This window comes from Streptomyces sp. NPDC057939 (genome assembly GCF_042887545.1).
GTDB lineage: Bacteria > Actinomycetota > Actinomycetes > Streptomycetales > Streptomycetaceae > Streptomyces.
Map to the genome: position 1 here is coordinate 1 of NZ_JBHVPG010000094.1, position 16,002 is coordinate 16,002.

Below are 16,002 nucleotides of genomic sequence, written 5' to 3' on the forward strand. Positions count from 1 at the left end.
GGTGTCGTCCGGGGCGGGCATGATTTATGGCGCCCTGTCCGGGGCTGCGTTGGTGGGGCGGTGACGGGCGCCAACAAATCACGTTTTAGCCCCGGTCGACACCCCACCCCGCCCCCGGCCCCTCGGGTGGATTCGGTCCTCCGTCGCGGCGCCGGCTCCTCGGCGGGTCGCGCTCCTTGTCGCGCGGGGGTTATCCGGTTGTCCGATGGGGGCGGAGTGGGTGACGATCTGCGGTCGGTGGGGAGGGGGACGCGTGGGTGAGTTGGATGTCCGGTTGGTGGGCGCGGTGGGGGCGGGGGACGCGGATGCCGTGCGGGGGTTGGTGGAGGCGGGAGCGGATCCTGACGCGGTGGGCGCGGACGGGTTGCCCGTGTTGTGCGGGGCGGTGACCGCGTTCGCGGTGGACGTCGTGCGGGCGCTGGTGGAGGCCGGCGCGGATCCGGACCGGGTGCTGCCTGACGGTACGACTGCGCTGCTGCGGGCCGTCGAGGGTGGTTCTCCGGCCGTGTGGGAGGCCTGTACGGGGGCGCGGGTCCGTGAGCGGCTGCCGGAGGGGGAGCGGGCAAGGCTGCTGGAGGTGGCCCGGCGGTGGTACGAGGCGGGTGCGGAGGCGGAGTTGCGCCGGCTGACGGGGGTGCGGGGGCCCGCGCGGGTCGAGGTGGTCGCGGAGGGCGAGTTCGGCCGGGTCGAGGAGATCACCCTTGGTGGGCGGACCGTGCGGGGTGGTCACGGGGCGGTGCTGACCGGCTTGGAGTGGGAGTTCCGGATCCTGGCGCCGGTGGACGAGTTGATGGGCCGGGGGACGAAGCACGAGTACGACGGTGGTGACGAGGAGCCCGTCGACCGGTCGGCGGTCAGGTGGGCATTGGGGCGGCGGGAAAGCGCGGAGACCTGGTTGCAGGTGGTGGAGTACCGCCGGCATCCGTCGCCCGCGTACCGCGCGTTCGTCGCCGAGTTCCTGCGCATGGGCCCGTACGTGTGGGGATCCGCCGCGCACGCCGGCTGGTACGAGAAGGAGCTGCTCGCGTTGCTTCCCGGGTGGGCGGAAGGGGAGCCGGACGGTGGGGTTCTGGCGTTGGTTCTCGGCCTGTTCCACGAAGAGGGCCATCCGCGGGCGGCGGAGTTCGGGCTGCGGTACGCCGGGCATCCGGATGTGCGCGTACGGCGAGGGGTGCCGCAGTTGCTGGACGGGTCGCCGGATCCCGGGGCGTGGCGGGCGGTGCGGGGTTTGGGGAGGGACCCCGACAGCGAGGTGCGCCGGCGGGTCGCGGAGGCGTTGGACGGCGGGCGGGAGGAGGACCGGGAGGTCATGCTCGCCCTGCTCGGGGACGAGGATCCCGAGGTCAGGGCGTGGGCCGTCAACGCCACCGGGTTCTGGGCGGACCGTTCGCCGGAGATCGGTGAAGCGCTGTGGGGGCAGCTCGATGCCGAGGACGGCGAAGCGCGTCTCGACGTCGCCTTCACCCTGGCCCGGCGGAACGACCCCCGTACGCGGGAGGCGTACGAACGGGTGGGGCCGCTCGGCCCGGAGTACGAGGGGGACCATCGGTTGGACGGGCTGTGGCGGTGGGAGTCCCGGAACGAGGGCGAGAGCCCGTCAGGGGTGTGATCCACATCTCATCGGGCCTTACGGCCCGTTTGGGGGCGCTGTGATCGCGCAGGCGGGAGGGCTGGAACACTCCCGAGGAAAGGACCGTCCATGGCGGCTCCCCGCCCCCCGAAGACGGCCGACCCCGAAGCCGTGAAGCGCCACCCCGGGCTTTTTCGTGCGATCAGGCAGCGCCAGAACCCGCGGCTGCGCCGGACGGACATCACCGTCACGGACGACCGTGCGGTCAAGCGGGCCGTGAAGGCGGCCTCGCTCGGCAACGCCATGGAGTGGTTCGACTTCGGGATCTACTCCTACCTGGCCGTCACGCTGGGGCAGGTCTTCTTCCCGTCGGGGAGCGGGACCACGCAGCTGTTGTCCTCGTTCGCGACGTTCGCCGTGGCGTTCCTGGTGCGGCCGTTGGGCGGGATGTTCTTCGGTCCGCTGGGGGACCGGTGGGGCCGAAAGCGGGTGCTGGCCCTCACCATGATCCTGATGGCGGTGGGGACGTTCGCCATCGGCCTGATCCCCTCGCACGACACGATCGGCCTGTGGGCCCCGGCCCTGCTGATCCTGTTCCGGATGGTCCAGGGCTTCTCGACGGGCGGGGAGTACGGCGGTGCGTCGACCTTCATCGCCGAGTACGCGCCCGACCGGCGCCGGGGGTTCTTCGGGAGCTTCCTCGAATTCGGCACGCTGGCCGGGTACGTGGGCGCGGCCGGGCTCGTGACCACGCTGTACGCGCTGCTCGACGACGGGCAGATGCTGTCCTGGGGCTGGCGCGTGCCGTTCCTCATCGCCGGCCCCCTCGGTCTGGTGGGCCTGTACCTGCGGATGCGGCTGGACGAGACCCCGGCCTTCCAGAAGCTGGAGGGCGGGGCGGCCGTGCGGGCGAGCGAGGCCGCCGACGGCGTGGAGACGATCGGCAAGGGTGACCTCGCGCGGATCTTCCGCGAGCAGTGGCGGGCGCTGATCCTGTGCAGCTGCCTCGTCGGGGCGTACGGCATCACCGACTACATGGTGCTGTCGTACATGCCGACCTATCTGTCGGACGAGCTGGGCTACAGCGAGACGCACGGCCTGCTGATCCTGATCGCGGTGATGCTCTTCCTGATGCTGCTGATCAGCCGGGTCGGCGCGCTCTCCGACCGCTTCGGCCGCAAGCCGGTGCTGATGGCGGGCATGGCCGGGTTCCTCGTGCTGTCCCTGCCGGCGTTCCTGCTGATCGGCCAGGGCAGCATTCCCGCCGTCACCGCGGGGATGCTGATGCTGGGCCTGTCCCTGCTGTGCATGCTCGGCACGATGTCCGCCGCGCTGCCGGCGCTCTTCCCCACCCGGGTCCGGTACGGCTCGCTGTCCGTGGGCTACAACCTGGCGACGTCGGTCTTCGGCGGTACGACCCCGCTGGTGATCACCGCGCTGATCGGCTGGACCGGCTCCAACCTGATGCCGGCCTACTACGCGATGGGCGCGGCCCTGGTCGGCCTCATCGCGGTGGCGTGCATGAAGGAGACCGCCGGCCAGCCCCTGGACGGGTCGCCGCCGGCCGTCGAGACGGACGAGGAGGCGGCCGAGCTGTGCGCGGCCCAGTCCCCGACCCCGAGGTTCTGAGCCCGGCCGGCCGCCCTGCTGCCGCCGGGACCTAGACGCGCACCCAGCGGGTGAGGTCGGTCCAGGCGGCGGGGGTGAGGGCGAGCGTCGGCCCGTCGGTGACCTTGGAGTCCCGGACGTGGACGGTGTCGGCGCAGGTGCAGGAGGCGACCTCGACGCACTGGCCGCCTTCGCTGCCGCTGTAGGAGGACTTCCGCCAGGCGACGGCGACTTCGAGGCAAGCGCCGCCCTCGTCTCCGCTGTAGCTGGACTTGAACCACTTCAGTGGGGTGCTCATGGCTCTCCTAGCAACCGGTCCAACAGGTCCTTCGTCTCCGTGAAGTTGAGGGCCTGTGACCGCAGCATCGCATACTTCTGAGTGAGGATGCTGACCTCGTTCGGGTCGCGCACGAGGAAGCTTCCGCGCTGGGTTTCCGAGTACGCGAGGTGCTGGAACTCGGGTGTTTCGAGCAGGATGAACGGGCCGTTGAGGCCCGCGTGCGCGGTGATGCCGAGGGGGAGCACCTGGATCGAGGCGGTGGGCAGGTCGGCGCAGGCTCGAAGGTGGCCCAGCTGCTCCCGGTACACCTCGTCGCCGCCGATCCGGTCGCGCAGGGCGGGTTCCCAGATGATGAAGCTGAGGGTCGGCGGGACCGGGCGGGTGAGGATCTTCTGCCGCTGGATGCGGTGGGCGGTCTGGCGCTCTATCTTCTCCGTGCCGACGAAGGGCACGCGGCAGCCGAGCACCGCGCGGGCGTAGTTCTCGGTCTGGAGCAGACCCGGCACGGTCAGCGTGTCGTACCAGGACAGGGCAAGGGCCTCGGCCTCCCGTTCCATGTATTCCTCGGCCCACGCAGGGACCATGTCGACCTCCGGCATTCGGTTCGCCGCGACCGTCAGGAGTCCGGGGAGGCCGAGGACGCGGTCCATCTTCTCGGCGACGTTGGGCATGAGGGTGCGCCTGCCCTGTTCGATCGAGGCGACCGTTTCGATGTCGATGTGCAGCGTCTCGGCGAAGGCGCGTTGGGTCAGTCCTGCGGCGATCCGTGCGGCGGCGACCAGGGCGCCGACCATCTTCATCGCGGTCTCGTTGGGCCGTGGCCTCTTGCGTGGTGGCATGCCTGTGAACTCCCCCCGTGCGCAAGCGAGATACCGGTACGAACCCGTACTCATGAAGGAGTACGGGTCGGCGGTCTCTCTCACGCTAGTCACGCAACGCCACGATCGACGCGTGAACGTGGAAATCCATCCGGCCCTGCTGCGCGAGCGGTTCTACCCCCGCAGCCGCCAAACCGTCCGCTCTGCCAGGGAGTTCGCGGCGGTGACACTGCACGCGTGGGGTGTCACATGCCGTCGGGATGACGTGTTGCTCTGCGTGAGCGAGCTGGCGACCAACGCCCTGCTGCACGGCGTCCCGGCAGGGCGGGGCTACCGGTTGCGGATGCTGCGGTTCGGGGGCCTCGTACGGGTCGAGGTGCATGACAGCGGGGGCGGGCGGCCGCGCGTCGAGGAGCGGGATGCGGGGGCCGAGGGCGGGCGGGGGCTGTTGCTCGTGGCGGGGGTCGCGGATCGGTGGGGGGTCGGGGCGCGGGTGCCGGGGAAGGTGGTGTGGTGCGAGTTCGGGGTCGGGGCGTCCGGCGCGGGGCCGGTGGGCGGCAGCGCCTAGGCTGGGTTCCGACTGCTGTCGATGCTCGAAGAGGCGACTGAGAATGAGCGCGTACGGATCCTTTCCCGGCTCGCGGCCCCGCCGGCTGCGCACCACCCCGGCCATGCGGCGCATGGTCGCGGAAACGCGGCTGCACCCCTCGGACCTGATCCTGCCCGCGTTCGTGCGCGAGGGGATCTCCGAGCCGCTGGCCATTTCCGCGATGCCGGGCGTCGTCCAGCACACCCGGGACACGCTGCGGAAGGCCGCCGTGGAGGCCGTCGAGGCGGGCGTCGCGGGCATCATGCTGTTCGGCGTCCCGGCCGACGAGAACAAGGACGCGCTCGGCACCGCCGGCACCGAGCCCGACGGGATCCTCCAGCTCGCGATCCGGGACGTGAGGGCCGAGGTCGGGGACGACCTCGTGATCATGTCCGACCTGTGCCTGGACGAGTACACCGACCACGGGCACTGCGGTGTCCTGGACGAGCACGGCCGCGTCGACAACGACGCCACGCTGGAGCGGTACGCGGAGATGGCGCAGGTCCAGGCCGACGCGGGCGTCCACGTCGTGGGGCCGAGCGGCATGATGGACGGCCAGGTCGGCGTCATCCGTGACGCGCTGGACGAGACGGGCCACGAGGACGTGTCGATCCTCGCCTACACGGCGAAGTACACGTCCGCCTTCTACGGGCCGTTCCGCGAGGCCGTCGCGTCCAGCCTCCAGGGCGACCGCAAGAGCTACCAGCAGGACCCGGCCAACGCCCGCGAGTCGCTGCGGGAGCTGGCGCTGGACCTGGAGGAGGGCGCCGACATGGTCATGGTCAAGCCCGCCGGCCCGTACCTGGACATCCTGTACCGGGTCGCGCAGGAGGTCGACGTACCGGTGGCGGCGTACCAGATCAGCGGCGAGTTCGCGATGATCGAGGCGGCTGCCGAGAAGGGCTGGATCGAGCGCGACCGGGCCATCCTGGAGACCCTGCTCGGCATCAAGCGGGCGGGCGCGGACACGATCCTGACGTACTGGGCGACCGAGGTCGCAGGTTGGCTGCGCCAGGAGCGCTGAACCCGACCCGCGCGTGCGGTGAGGCCCCCGGACCCCGGTCCGGGGGCCTTTCGCGTGTCGTTGCGGGGGCGCGCGGGCGGGCGCACCCTGGAGGGAGAGGCCGACTGTGGAGGTGATCCGAGATGCCCACGCTCGTCGGATGGCATGTCGAGATGGAGTTCTCCGAGGAGGGCCACCGCACCAGCGCGGCGGCCATGCTCCGGCTCGCCGACGGCTCCGAGATGAGGGCGCGCGGCTACGCCATGCGCCACCCTTCCGACCCCGAACAGCTGCGGGTCGGCGAGGAGATCGCCGGCGCGCGGGCGCTCATGGATCTCGCGTCCCAGATGTTGCAGAAGGCGCACAGCGAGATCGACGAGGCCACGGGCCGCAACTCGCACCCGCTGTAGCGGCGCCGGGTCCGACGGGCCCCTGCCGGACCTCGGGGCCCGGCAGGGGCCCGTCCGCGCGGGGCCGACGGGTCAGCGGGTGCGGCGTTCGAACAGGACCGACGACAGGGCGACGGACAGGACCAGGATTCCGGCGCACCAGGTCAGCGCCACCCAGGGGGAGTTGCCCGCCGGCTGGTCCAGCAGGAGGGCGCGCAGGGACTCGATCACCGGGGTGAGGGGCTGGTGGTCGGCGAAGCCGTGGAGCCAGCCGGGCATCGTGTCGATGGGGACGAACGCGCTGGACGGGTAGGGCAGGAACATCATCAGGAAGGTGAAGCCCCCGGCGGCCTCCGGGGTTTTGGCCAACAGGCCGAGCGCCGCCGCGAGCCAGGAGATCGCCGTGATGTACGCGAGCAGCAGGGCGGCCGCGGCGAGGAACGCGAGGGGGCCGGCCTGCGGCCGGAAGCCGATGGCGAGGGCCACGGCGAGGACGAGGGTGGTGGAGAGCAGGTTGCGGGCCACGGAGGCCGCGACGTGTCCGGCGAGTATCGGGACGCCGCCGACGTCCAGGGAGCGGAAGCGGTCGACGACACCGTTCCGCATGTCGTCGGCGACGGCGACGGCGGTGCTCGCCGCGCCGAAGCCCGCGCAGAGCAGCATGGCGCCGGGGACCACGTACGTGACGTAGGCGGTGCCGGTGTCGATCGCGCCGCCGAAGAAGTACACGAAGATCAACATCAGCATGACGGGCAGCATCAGGGCGGTGACCAGGGCGTCCGGTTGCCTGCTGCTGATGCGCAGGCTGCGGCCGGCCAGGGCGAAGGCGGCTGGGGTCGTCATGGAGCTGCTCCCGTCAGGGTGAGGAACACGTCGTCGAGGGTGGCCGTGCGGAGGGTGAAGCGGTCGACGGCGGTGCGGTCGGGGTCGATCTCGTCGAGCAGGGCCCGGACGTGGGCGGCGCTCCCGTCGGTGGGCAGGCCGAGGGTGAGTTCGTCCGGTACGAGGTGCACGGCGCGCGGCGCCAGCGCGTCGTAGGCGCTGCGGTCGGCCAGGGTGAGGTCGAGGCGGTGTCCGGCGACGCGGGACTTGAGTTCCGCCGGGGTGCCCTCGGCCGCGATCCGCCCGTCGGCGAGCAGGGCGACGCGGTCGGCGAGCCGGTCGGCCTCCTCCAGGTACTGGGTGGTGAGCAGCACGGTCGTGCCGTCGGCGCGCAGTTCCCGTACGAGGTCCCAGAGCTCCTGGCGGCTGCGCGGGTCCAGGCCGTTGGTCGGTTCGTCGAGGAAGAGCACCTCGGGGCGCGTGACGAGGCTCGCGGCGAGGTCGAGGCGGCGGCGCATGCCGCCCGAGTACGTCTTCGCGGTGCGTCCGGCGGCCTCGGTGAGTCCGAAGCGGTCCAGCAGTTCGGCGGCCCTGGCGCGGGCGAGGGGAGCGCTCAGGCCGCCGAGGCGGCCCATCATGCGCAGGGTCTCGGCGCCGGTCCGCAGTTCGTCGACGGCCGCGAACTGACCCGCGAGGCTGATGCGTTCGCGGACGCGGGCCCGTTCGGTGGTGACGTCGTGGCCGGCGACGCGGGCGGTGCCCGAGTCGGGGGCGGTGAGGGTGGCCAGGAGGCGGACGGTGGTGGTCTTGCCGGCGCCGTTGGGGCCGAGGAGGGCCAGGACGCTGCCGCGCGGGACGGTGAGGTCGATGCCGTCGAGGACGCGGAGCGGGCCGTAGGACTTGGTGAGGGCGGTGGCGTGGATGCCGGGGGCAATCGTGGTCATCGAGGACCGAGCTCCCTTCTGCGCTTCTTCTGCGTATGGGCTACGCGCTTCTGTGTAAGTAATACACAGAACTAGGATGTGGGTCAACGGGCGAGGAGGGAGGGTGGGCGACATGACGCGGGAACCGGCGGACGATCCGACACGGGACACCGGGCTTCCGGCCAGCCTCGAAGTGGCCTGGGGCCTGCGCGAGCGCCCCGCCAAGGGCCCCAGGCCCACCCTCACCCTCGCGAAGATCGTGGACGCGGCCGTCGCGATCGCCGCCGGCGAGGGCGCCGACGCCGTCTCCATGGGCCGCGTCGCCAAGGAACTGGGCGTCTCCACGATGTCCCTGTACCGGTACGTCACGGCCAAGGAGGAGCTCTACATCCTCATGTCCGACGCCGGCGTCGGCACCCCGCCCGAGCCCACCGCGGAACCCGGCACGGGCTGGCGGGAGCTGGTGTCGCAATGGGCGTACGCGCAGCGCGCCGTCCTGATGGCCAACCCCTGGATCCTGCGGATCCCGCTCACCGGAGCGCCCGTCAGCCCCAACCAGCTGGCCTGGATGGAACGCGGACTCGCGGCCCTGGCCGACACCGGACTCGACGAGGGCGAGAAGATCTCCGCGATCATCCTGATCGGCGGGCTGGTGCGTAACGAGGCCACCATGGCCGCCGACATGATGGACGCCATCATCAAGTCCGGCGTCGCCCCCGACCAGGTCATGGCCCGCTACCTGCGCACGCTGCGCCTGATGACCGGCCCCGACACGCATCCGGCGGTGACCCGGCTGCTGGAGTCCGACGCGTTCACGGGCTCCGACGAGCCGGACTTCCAGTTCGCCTTCGGCCTCGGCCGGATCCTCGACGGCCTGGCCGCGCTGATCGGCGAGCGGTCCGCTCCGTAGGGAGGCGGCCGCGGCCGTGCGCGGGGGTGGGGGCCCTCGGGGGGAACGTCCCCGGGGCCCGTCACCGTGTGGCGGTGGGGTGGGGCGGGGGTCAGGCCGGCGGCTCCGGGGCGTTCGCCGTGATCACCGCGAACGGGCCGCCCTGCGGGTCGGTGAGGACTGCCATGCGGCCCACCGGCATGTCGAAGGCCGGGGCGAGGACGTTGCCCCCGGCGCGGGTGGTGGCCGCCTGGATCTCGTCGACGCTGTCGGCGTGGAAGTACGGCAGCCAGTTGGGCGGCGTACCGGGCGGCAGGTTGTCGAGGTTCATCATCCCGGCGACCGCGCGCCCGCCGACCTTGAACTCCGTGTAGCCCTCGGTGCCCGGCATCTCGGACGCGGCCGTCGTGACGGGCAGGATCGACGAGTAGAACGCGGAGGCGGCGGCCGTGTCGCCGGTGGTCAACTCGTTCCAGATGAGGGCGCCGTGCTCGTTGACGATGCCCGCGCCGTCGAAGGTCCCGGGCTCCCACAGGCCGAAGACGGCACCGGTCGGGTCGGCGACGACCGCCATCCGCCCGAGGTCCATGACGCCCATCGGGCCCATCATGACCGTGCCGCCGGCGTCGGTGACGGACTTGAGGGTGGAGTCGATGGCGTCGGTGGACAGGTACGTCGTCCACACGGTCGGCGGCATCGGGTCGGGGACGGAGCCGTCCGGGTTCGACGCCTTCATGATCCCGGCGACGGGCTTGCCCTTCAGGGTGCAGACGGAGTAGCCGCCCTGCTCGGCCGGACCGACCTCGCCCTGCCAACCGAAGAGGTCGCAGTAGAAGTCGAGGGCCGCCTGCTGGTCGGGGACGAACAGGTCGATCCAACAGGGAGTGCCGGGCTTGTAGGGGCCGTTCATGTCGGGCACGGGTGCCTCCGGGTGGTGCGGGGGGCGGACGGGCCGCCCTTCGGGGGAAGGACGGGCCGTCCCCTACCCGAGCGGTACGACCCGAACCGGGCCGTACGGGTGACGGGCGCCTGGCCGGCGGTGGTACGGGGTGTCCGGGCGCCGGGCGCCTGCGGCGGGCGTGGGGTGGTTCGGGGTGCCGGCGGGCCCGCGGGCCGTGGGGGTTCGGGTGCTTGGCCGCGGGCCTTGCGTGGGGCCGGGTGCCGGTGCCGGGTGCCGGGTGCCGGGCCTGTGGCGGGGGTGCGGGGTGATCGACGGCGGCCCTCAGGCGGTGCGGGTGATCGGGGGCCGCCGTCGGGTGGCCCGTCAGGTGGTCGTGCGCCGGCGGTGGCGGCCCGTGCCGGCAGCGAGCGCGGCGCCGAGGGCCACGGTGAGGCCGGCACCGTTGAGGGCCCAGCCGGTGGCGCTGCCGGTGGAAGCCAGTTCACCGGGTTGCTGACCGCCGACCGGCTGGGCGCCGCCGTTGGGCACGGGCACGTTCCCCGAACCGCCGGTGCCGGTGCCGCCCCCGGGGGCGCCTCCGGTGTTCGCGCCGGGTGTCCCGCCCGGGGTACCCCCGGGAATTCCGCCCGTACCACCCGAGTTGCCCCCGGGCGTGCCGCCGGGGTTTCCACCCGGCGTGCCTCCCGGGTCGCCGCCGGGAGTTCCGCCCGGCGTGCCGCCAGGGGTACCGCCCGGGGTGCCACCGGGGTCGCCTCCGGGAGTTCCGCCCGGCGTGCCTCCCGGCGTTCCACCCGGAGTGCCGCCGGGCGTACCCCCTGGGGTACCGCCGGGGTCGCCACCGGGAGTTCCACCGGGCGTGCCGCCAGGGTCGCCACCGGGTTCCCCGCCCGGCGTGCCGCCGGGGTCGCCACCCGGCGTACCACCCGGCGTACCGCCCGGCGTGCCGCCCGGGTCGCCGCCCGGCGTACCGCCCGGGTCGCCGCCCGGGGTGGGGGCTGGGGTCAGGAGGGTGGTGAGGTGGCGGGGGGAGCGGGAGCCGGCCCAGGGTGGGGGGGTTTCCGCGTCGATGCGGGACGTGCCCCAGGAGAAGAAGGACATCGCGCCGGTCGGGGTGTCGGCGGCGAAGCGGACGCGGACCGGGACGTCGAAGGTCTCGCCGGCGGCGATCGGGCCCCGCGTGAGGCCGGCCGCGTAGAAGAAGCCGCCCTCCTCCGAGAGGACCTCGACGGGCTGCCAGGCCACCGCGCCGTCGGCGCCCGCGCGCTGCACCTCGACCGTGATCTGCGAGGCCTGCATGCCGACGAAGTCCGGCCGGGTCATGATCAGCCCCAGGTCGAACGCGGTCAGCGCGCCCTTCCCGGTGTTGTCCACGCGCACCGTCAGGTTCGTCCAGTCGCCGCCGGCGCGGACGCTCTCCGGTACGCCGCTCACCGTCAGGGCGGGACCGTCGACGACGACCGGGTCCTCGTCGCCGCCGGTCGCGCCGGTGATCCTGGTCGGGTACGAGGAGGTGGGGGAGTGGTCGGTGGAGTTCCCGACCCGGCTCCTGCCGTCCGCCGTCAGGTCGAACAGCACCACCGGGGTGTCCGCGGCGAAGCTGATCCGTACGTCGATCGTGCGGACCTGCCCGGCCGGGATCGACGCCGCGGTGCCCAGGGCGTAGCCCAGGGCGGGCGCGGAGTCCGGGTCGTCGACGGGCGCGGCGGCCAGCCAGGCGCCGTCGGCCGTCCGGTACTCGACCTTGACGTGGGCGGACGTGAACGCCCCCGAGGCCTGCGCGACGCCCAGCTCGGGCGTGTACCCGGGCACGGCGACGTGCCCCGAGTTGTCGACGGTCACGGTGAGCGGGGTCCAGCTGCCGTCGGCCGGGAACCCTGCCTGCGGGACGCCCTGGACGGTGACCTCGGGGCCCATCAGGATCCGGTTCGAGGTCTCCTCGGCCGTCTCGGAAGGCTCCGATGCCTCCGACGCCTCCGATGCCCCGGCCGCGGTGTTCTGCGCCCCGGCCCCGGCCCCCTGCGGCTGCGTCGGCGCGGCCACCGGCACCGGCACCGGCACCGGGGTCTGTGCCTCCGCAGGGGCGGCAACCGCCTCCTCCGCCGGTGTTTCCGCCGCCGGTGGCGCCGCCTCCGTCGCCTCCTCCGCCTCCGTCGCCCCGTCCTCCGCCGGCAAGGCGTCCGGCACGGTCACCGATGGTTGGTCTTCGGCCATCGCGGGCGCCGCCATCAGCAATGTTTGACCCGCCACCGCCGCGGCGGCCGCCACGGCCATGCGCTTGAACTGCATGTTCTTTCCTCCCCGGGCTCCGAACGCACGCCCGGACCCACCCCAAACCCCTTGGAACGCGCCCAGGTTAGTGAGACGGAAGGAGCCGGCGGGGGGATATGGAAATCAGAAATACGTACGGCCCCGGCACCAGGTGCCGGGGCCGTACGCGTTCACCCGGTCGTGTGCCGGGCGGGGATCACAGCTTCTCGGGAGTGCGGATCCCGAGGAGGGACATGCCCTTGGCGAGGGTGCGGGCGGTCAGCTCGTTCAGGAACAGGCGGTTCTCGCCGACGGCGAGTTCCGGCTGCGGCTTCACGATCGGGCACTCGGTGTAGAACGTCGTGAACAGCGAGGCCAACTGGTAGAGGTACGCGGCCACCTTGTGCGGGGCGTACTCCGCGGCAGCCTCCTCCACGAGCGCGCCGAACGCGTCCAGGTGCAGCCCCAGCGCCCGCTCGGCCGGGGCCAGCTCCAGCTCCGGGTGGGCCACCGGGGAACGGTCACCCGCGTTGCGCAGGATGGACCGGGTCCGGGCGTACGCGTACTGGAGGTACACGGACGTGTCGCCGGTCAGCGAGACCATCTGGTCCAGGTCGAACTTGTAGTCCCGCGCGGCGGAGGTGGAGAGGTCCGCGTACTTGACCGCGCCGATGCCGACCTGGAGGCCGTTCTCGACGATCTCCGGCTCCGTGAGCAGGCCGCGGTTCTCGTCCTTGTCGCGGACCACGGTCGTCGCCCGCTCCACGGCCTCGTCGAGCAGGTCCACGAGCCGTACGGTCTCGCCCTCACGGGTCTTGAACGGCTTGCCGTCCTTGCCGAGGACGGTGCCGAAGGCCAACTGGACGGCCTTGACCTCGTCGTTCAGCCAGCCGGCCCGGCGGGCCGTCTCGAAGACCATCTTGAAGTGCAGGGACTGACGGGCGTCGACGACGTACAGCAGCGTCGAGGCCTTCAGGTTGCCGACGCGGTCACGGATCGCGGACAGGTCGGTCGCCGCGTAGCCGAAACCGCCGTCGGACTTCTGGACGATCAGCGGGGTCGGGTTGCCGTCCTGGCCCTTGTACTCGTCGAAGAACACGCACAGCGCGCCGTTGGAACGGACGGCGACGCCCGAGTCCTCCAGCAGCTTGCAGGTCTCCACGAGCATGTCGTTGTAGCCGGACTCGCCGACGACGTCCTCGTCCTGGATGTCCATGTCCAGCTTGTTGAAGACGGAGTAGAAGTAGATCTTCGACTCGTCCACGAACCGCTGCCACAGGGCCAGGGTCTCCGGCTCGCCCGCCTGGAGGCCGACCACGCGGGCCCGGGCCCGCGTCTTGAACTCCTCGTCGGAGTCGAAGACGGCGCGCGAGGCCTTGTACAGGCGGTTCAGGTTGGACATGGCCTCCTCGCCGGAGACCTCCTCGTCCGACTTGTGGTCCAGCTCGTGCGGGTGCTCCAGCAGGTACTGGATCAGCATGCCGAACTGGGTGCCCCAGTCGCCGATGTGGTGGCGACGGACCACGGTCTCGCCCGTGAACTCCAGGATCTCCACCATCGCGGCGCCGATCACGGCGGAACGCAGGTGGCCGACGTGCATCTCCTTCGCGACGTTCGGCTGGGCGTAGTCGATGACCGTGGTCCCCGGGTTCGCCGCGCGGGCGACGCCGAGGCGGTCGTCCGCGGCGCGCGCCGCGAGGGTCTCGATGATCGCCCGGTCGGTGATCGTGATGTTCAGGAAGCCGGGGCCGGAGACCTCGATCTCCCGGATCAGGTCACCGGTCGCGATGGCCTCGACCACGGTCGTCGCCAGCTCGCGCGGGTTGGCCTTGGCCTTCTTGGCGAGCGCGAGGATCCCGTTGGCCTGGAAGTCGGCCCGGTCGCTACGTCGCAGCAGCGGGTCGGTCGCACCGGCCTCCGGCAGGGCGGAGGCAAGGGCGTCCGCGACGCGCTGATCGACGGAAGAAGCGAGGGAAGGGACCGAGGCCATGAGCTGCCGTTCCTGTGAGGTTGCACGTGAGGACGCACTTGGGTGTTCCGACAAGTGCCGAGTATCCCACGCGGGGGCCGTCGGCCTCGCGGGATATCAGGGGGTGGAAGCAACCCCGGAGCGCTCCCCTCCGTCTGGGAGAATGGCTGAAGCCAGCATTCGAGTAGAAGGACGTGTCGTGGCTCAGAGCAGCACCGAGACCGACTGGGTCTCCCGTTTCGCGGACGAGGTCATCGCCGAGGCGGAGCGCCGAGCACCCGGCAAACCTGTCGTCGTCGCGTCCGGAATCTCGCCCTCCGGCCCGATCCACCTGGGCAACCTGCGCGAGGTCATGACCCCGCACCTGGTCGCGGACGAGATCCGCCGCCGGGGCATCGAGGTCAGGCACCTGATCTCCTGGGACGACTATGACCGCTACCGCAAGGTCCCCCAGGGCATCCCGGGCGTGGACGAGGCCACCTACGGCCAGTACATCGGCCGCCCGCTGACCTCCGTCCCCGCCCCGGCCGGATCCCCCTACGACAGCTGGGCCGAGCACTTCAAGGCCGCCCTGATCGGCGCCCTGGAAGAGCTGGGCGTCGAGTACGACCCGATCAGCCAGACGGAGCAGTACACCTCCGGCGCGTACCGCGAGCAGGTCCTGCACGCGATGAAGCACCGCGGCGACATCGACGCCGTCCTCGACCAGTACCGCACCAAGCAGAAGCCGGGCAAGAAGCCCCAGCAGAAGCAGGCCGACGAGGCCGAGCTGGAGGCCGCCGAGGGCTCCGGCGCGGCCGCCGAGGACGACGGCAGCACCGGCGAGGGCGGCTACTTCCCGTACAAGCCGTACTGCGGCGAGTGCGGCAAGGACTTCACCAAGGTCACCTCGTACGACGACGACAGCACCGAGCTGACCTACGTCTGCACCGAGGACGCGTTCACCGAGACGGTCAAGCTCAGCGAGTTCAACCGCGGCAAGCTGGTCTGGAAGGTCGACTGGCCGATGCGCTGGGCCTTCGAGGGCGTCATCTTCGAGCCCTCCGGCGTCGACCACTCCTCGCCCGGCTCGTCCTTCCAGGTCGGCGGCCAGATCGTGCACATCTTCGGCGGCGAGCAGCCGATCGGACCGATGTACGCGTTCGTCGGCATCAGCGGCATGGCGAAGATGTCCTCCAGCAAGGGCGGGGTCCCGACCCCGGCCGACGCGCTGAAGATCATGGAGCCGCAGCTGCTGCGCTGGCTGTACGCACGCCGCCGCCCCAACCAGTCCTTCAAGATCGCCTTCGACCAGGAGATCCAGCGGCTCTACGACGAGTGGGACAAGCTGGAGGCCAAGGTCGCCGACGGCTCCGTCCTGCCCGCCGACGCCGCCGCGCACACCCGCGCCGTGCGCACCGCCGCCGCCGAGCTCCCGCGCACCCCGCGCCCGCTCCCGTACCGGACGCTCGCCTCCGTCGTCGACGTCACCGCCGGCCACGACGAGCAGACCCTGCGCATCCTGACCGACCTCGACCCGACGCAGCCGCTCGCCTCCCTCGACGAGGTACGGCCCCGCCTCGACCGCGCCGAGAACTGGATCACCACCCAGGTCCCGGCCGACCAGCGCACCCTCGTCCGCGACGAGCCCGACGCCGAACTGCTGTCCTCGCTCGACGAAGAGGCCCGGCAGTCGCTGCGGATGCTCGTGGACGGCCTCGACACGCACTGGTCCCTCGACGGCCTGACCACGCTCGTCTACGGCGTGCCGAAGGTCATGGCCGGGCTGGAACCCGACGCCAAGCCGACGCCGGAGCTCAAGGTCGCCCAGCGCACCTTCTTCGCGCTGCTCTACCGGCTGCTCGTGACCCGGGAGACCGGACCGCGCCTGCCCACGCTGCTCCTCGCGGTGGGGGCGGACCGGGTGCGCAAGCTGCTGGCCGCCTGACCGGGCACGCACCGCATGCGGAAGGGCCCGCACCCCTCGGGGTGCGGGCCCTTCCGCATCTGTCTCG

At 72.0% G+C, this 16,002-nt stretch carries 14 protein-coding genes; 7 read left to right on the forward strand and 7 right to left on the reverse strand.

The window, feature by feature from the left end:
- Positions 1-253: 253 nt before the first annotated feature.
- Both ACFVS6_RS41805 and proP read left to right on the forward strand, forming a co-directional pair.
- The gene (locus tag ACFVS6_RS41805) at positions 254-1,609 is read left to right on the forward strand and encodes a HEAT repeat domain-containing protein (protein ID WP_389711776.1); all 1,356 of its coding nucleotides are present in this window, start codon (positions 254-256) and stop codon (positions 1,607-1,609) included.
- Between the two features lie 90 nt (positions 1,610-1,699).
- A complete protein-coding gene (proP, locus tag ACFVS6_RS41810) occupies positions 1,700-3,199 on the forward strand; it encodes a glycine betaine/L-proline transporter ProP (RefSeq protein WP_389711777.1) in 1,500 nt (499 codons plus the stop codon).
- A gap of 31 nt (positions 3,200-3,230) precedes the next feature.
- Here the strand turns inward: proP and ACFVS6_RS41815 are convergent, their stop codons facing one another.
- Together ACFVS6_RS41815 and ACFVS6_RS41820 are read right to left on the reverse strand one after the other, a co-directional pair.
- Entirely contained in the window at positions 3,231-3,476 is a 246-nt protein-coding gene (locus ACFVS6_RS41815; protein WP_389711778.1) for a DUF397 domain-containing protein, read from the reverse strand.
- Positions 3,473-4,297, reverse strand: coding sequence for a helix-turn-helix transcriptional regulator (locus tag ACFVS6_RS41820; protein ID WP_389711779.1), 825 nt, complete (start codon positions 4,295-4,297; stop codon positions 3,473-3,475). The genes ACFVS6_RS41815 and ACFVS6_RS41820 overlap by 4 nt, the downstream gene beginning before the upstream one ends.
- A gap of 112 nt (positions 4,298-4,409) precedes the next feature.
- Here ACFVS6_RS41820 and ACFVS6_RS41825 point away from each other — a divergent pair, with 112 nt between their 5' ends.
- The 3 genes from ACFVS6_RS41825 (at position 4,410) to ACFVS6_RS41835 (ending at position 6,278) form a co-directional block, all read left to right on the forward strand.
- Positions 4,410-4,844, forward strand: coding sequence for an ATP-binding protein (locus ACFVS6_RS41825; RefSeq protein ID WP_389711780.1), 435 nt, complete (start codon positions 4,410-4,412; stop codon positions 4,842-4,844).
- A gap of 43 nt (positions 4,845-4,887) precedes the next feature.
- The gene (hemB, locus tag ACFVS6_RS41830; RefSeq protein WP_389711781.1) at positions 4,888-5,889 is read left to right on the forward strand and encodes a porphobilinogen synthase; all 1,002 of its coding nucleotides are present in this window, start codon (positions 4,888-4,890) and stop codon (positions 5,887-5,889) included.
- A 122-nt stretch (positions 5,890-6,011) separates the two neighbouring features.
- Entirely contained in the window at positions 6,012-6,278 is a 267-nt protein-coding gene (locus tag ACFVS6_RS41835; RefSeq protein WP_389711782.1) for a DUF1876 domain-containing protein, read from the forward strand.
- A gap of 72 nt (positions 6,279-6,350) precedes the next feature.
- Here ACFVS6_RS41835 and ACFVS6_RS41840 read toward each other — a convergent pair whose 3' ends face one another.
- Both ACFVS6_RS41840 and ACFVS6_RS41845 read right to left on the reverse strand, forming a co-directional pair.
- Positions 6,351-7,100 carry an ABC transporter permease gene (locus ACFVS6_RS41840; protein WP_389711783.1) on the reverse strand — a complete coding sequence of 250 codons (750 nt, stop codon included), beginning with the start codon at positions 7,098-7,100 and terminating at the stop codon, positions 6,351-6,353.
- Complete coding sequence (locus tag ACFVS6_RS41845) at positions 7,097-8,023, reverse strand: ATP-binding cassette domain-containing protein (RefSeq protein WP_389711784.1); 927 nt, start codon at positions 8,021-8,023, stop codon at positions 7,097-7,099. Before ACFVS6_RS41845 ends, ACFVS6_RS41840 begins: the two co-directional genes overlap by 4 nt.
- A gap of 112 nt (positions 8,024-8,135) precedes the next feature.
- Between ACFVS6_RS41845 and ACFVS6_RS41850 the strand changes: the two genes are divergently transcribed.
- On the forward strand, positions 8,136-8,912 hold the full coding sequence (locus ACFVS6_RS41850; protein WP_389711785.1) for a TetR/AcrR family transcriptional regulator: 777 nt from the start codon (positions 8,136-8,138) through the stop codon (positions 8,910-8,912).
- Positions 8,913-9,003: 91 nt separating this feature from the next.
- Here the strand turns inward: ACFVS6_RS41850 and ACFVS6_RS41855 are convergent, their stop codons facing one another.
- The 3 genes from ACFVS6_RS41855 to argS form a co-directional block, all read right to left on the reverse strand.
- The gene (locus ACFVS6_RS41855) at positions 9,004-9,801 is read right to left on the reverse strand and encodes a VOC family protein (RefSeq protein ID WP_389711789.1); all 798 of its coding nucleotides are present in this window, start codon (positions 9,799-9,801) and stop codon (positions 9,004-9,006) included.
- Positions 9,802-10,155: 354 nt separating this feature from the next.
- Entirely contained in the window at positions 10,156-12,078 is a 1,923-nt protein-coding gene (locus tag ACFVS6_RS41860; protein ID WP_389711786.1) for a hypothetical protein, read from the reverse strand.
- Positions 12,079-12,256: 178 nt separating this feature from the next.
- Positions 12,257-14,029, reverse strand: a complete 1,773-nt coding sequence (argS, locus tag ACFVS6_RS41865; RefSeq protein ID WP_389711787.1) for an arginine--tRNA ligase — start codon at positions 14,027-14,029, stop codon at positions 12,257-12,259.
- A 142-nt stretch (positions 14,030-14,171) separates the two neighbouring features.
- On the opposite strand from argS, the gene lysS reads away from it, so the two are divergent.
- Complete coding sequence (gene lysS / locus ACFVS6_RS41870) at positions 14,172-15,935, forward strand: lysine--tRNA ligase (RefSeq protein ID WP_389711788.1); 1,764 nt, start codon at positions 14,172-14,174, stop codon at positions 15,933-15,935.
- The last annotated feature ends 67 nt before the right edge of the window (positions 15,936-16,002 follow it).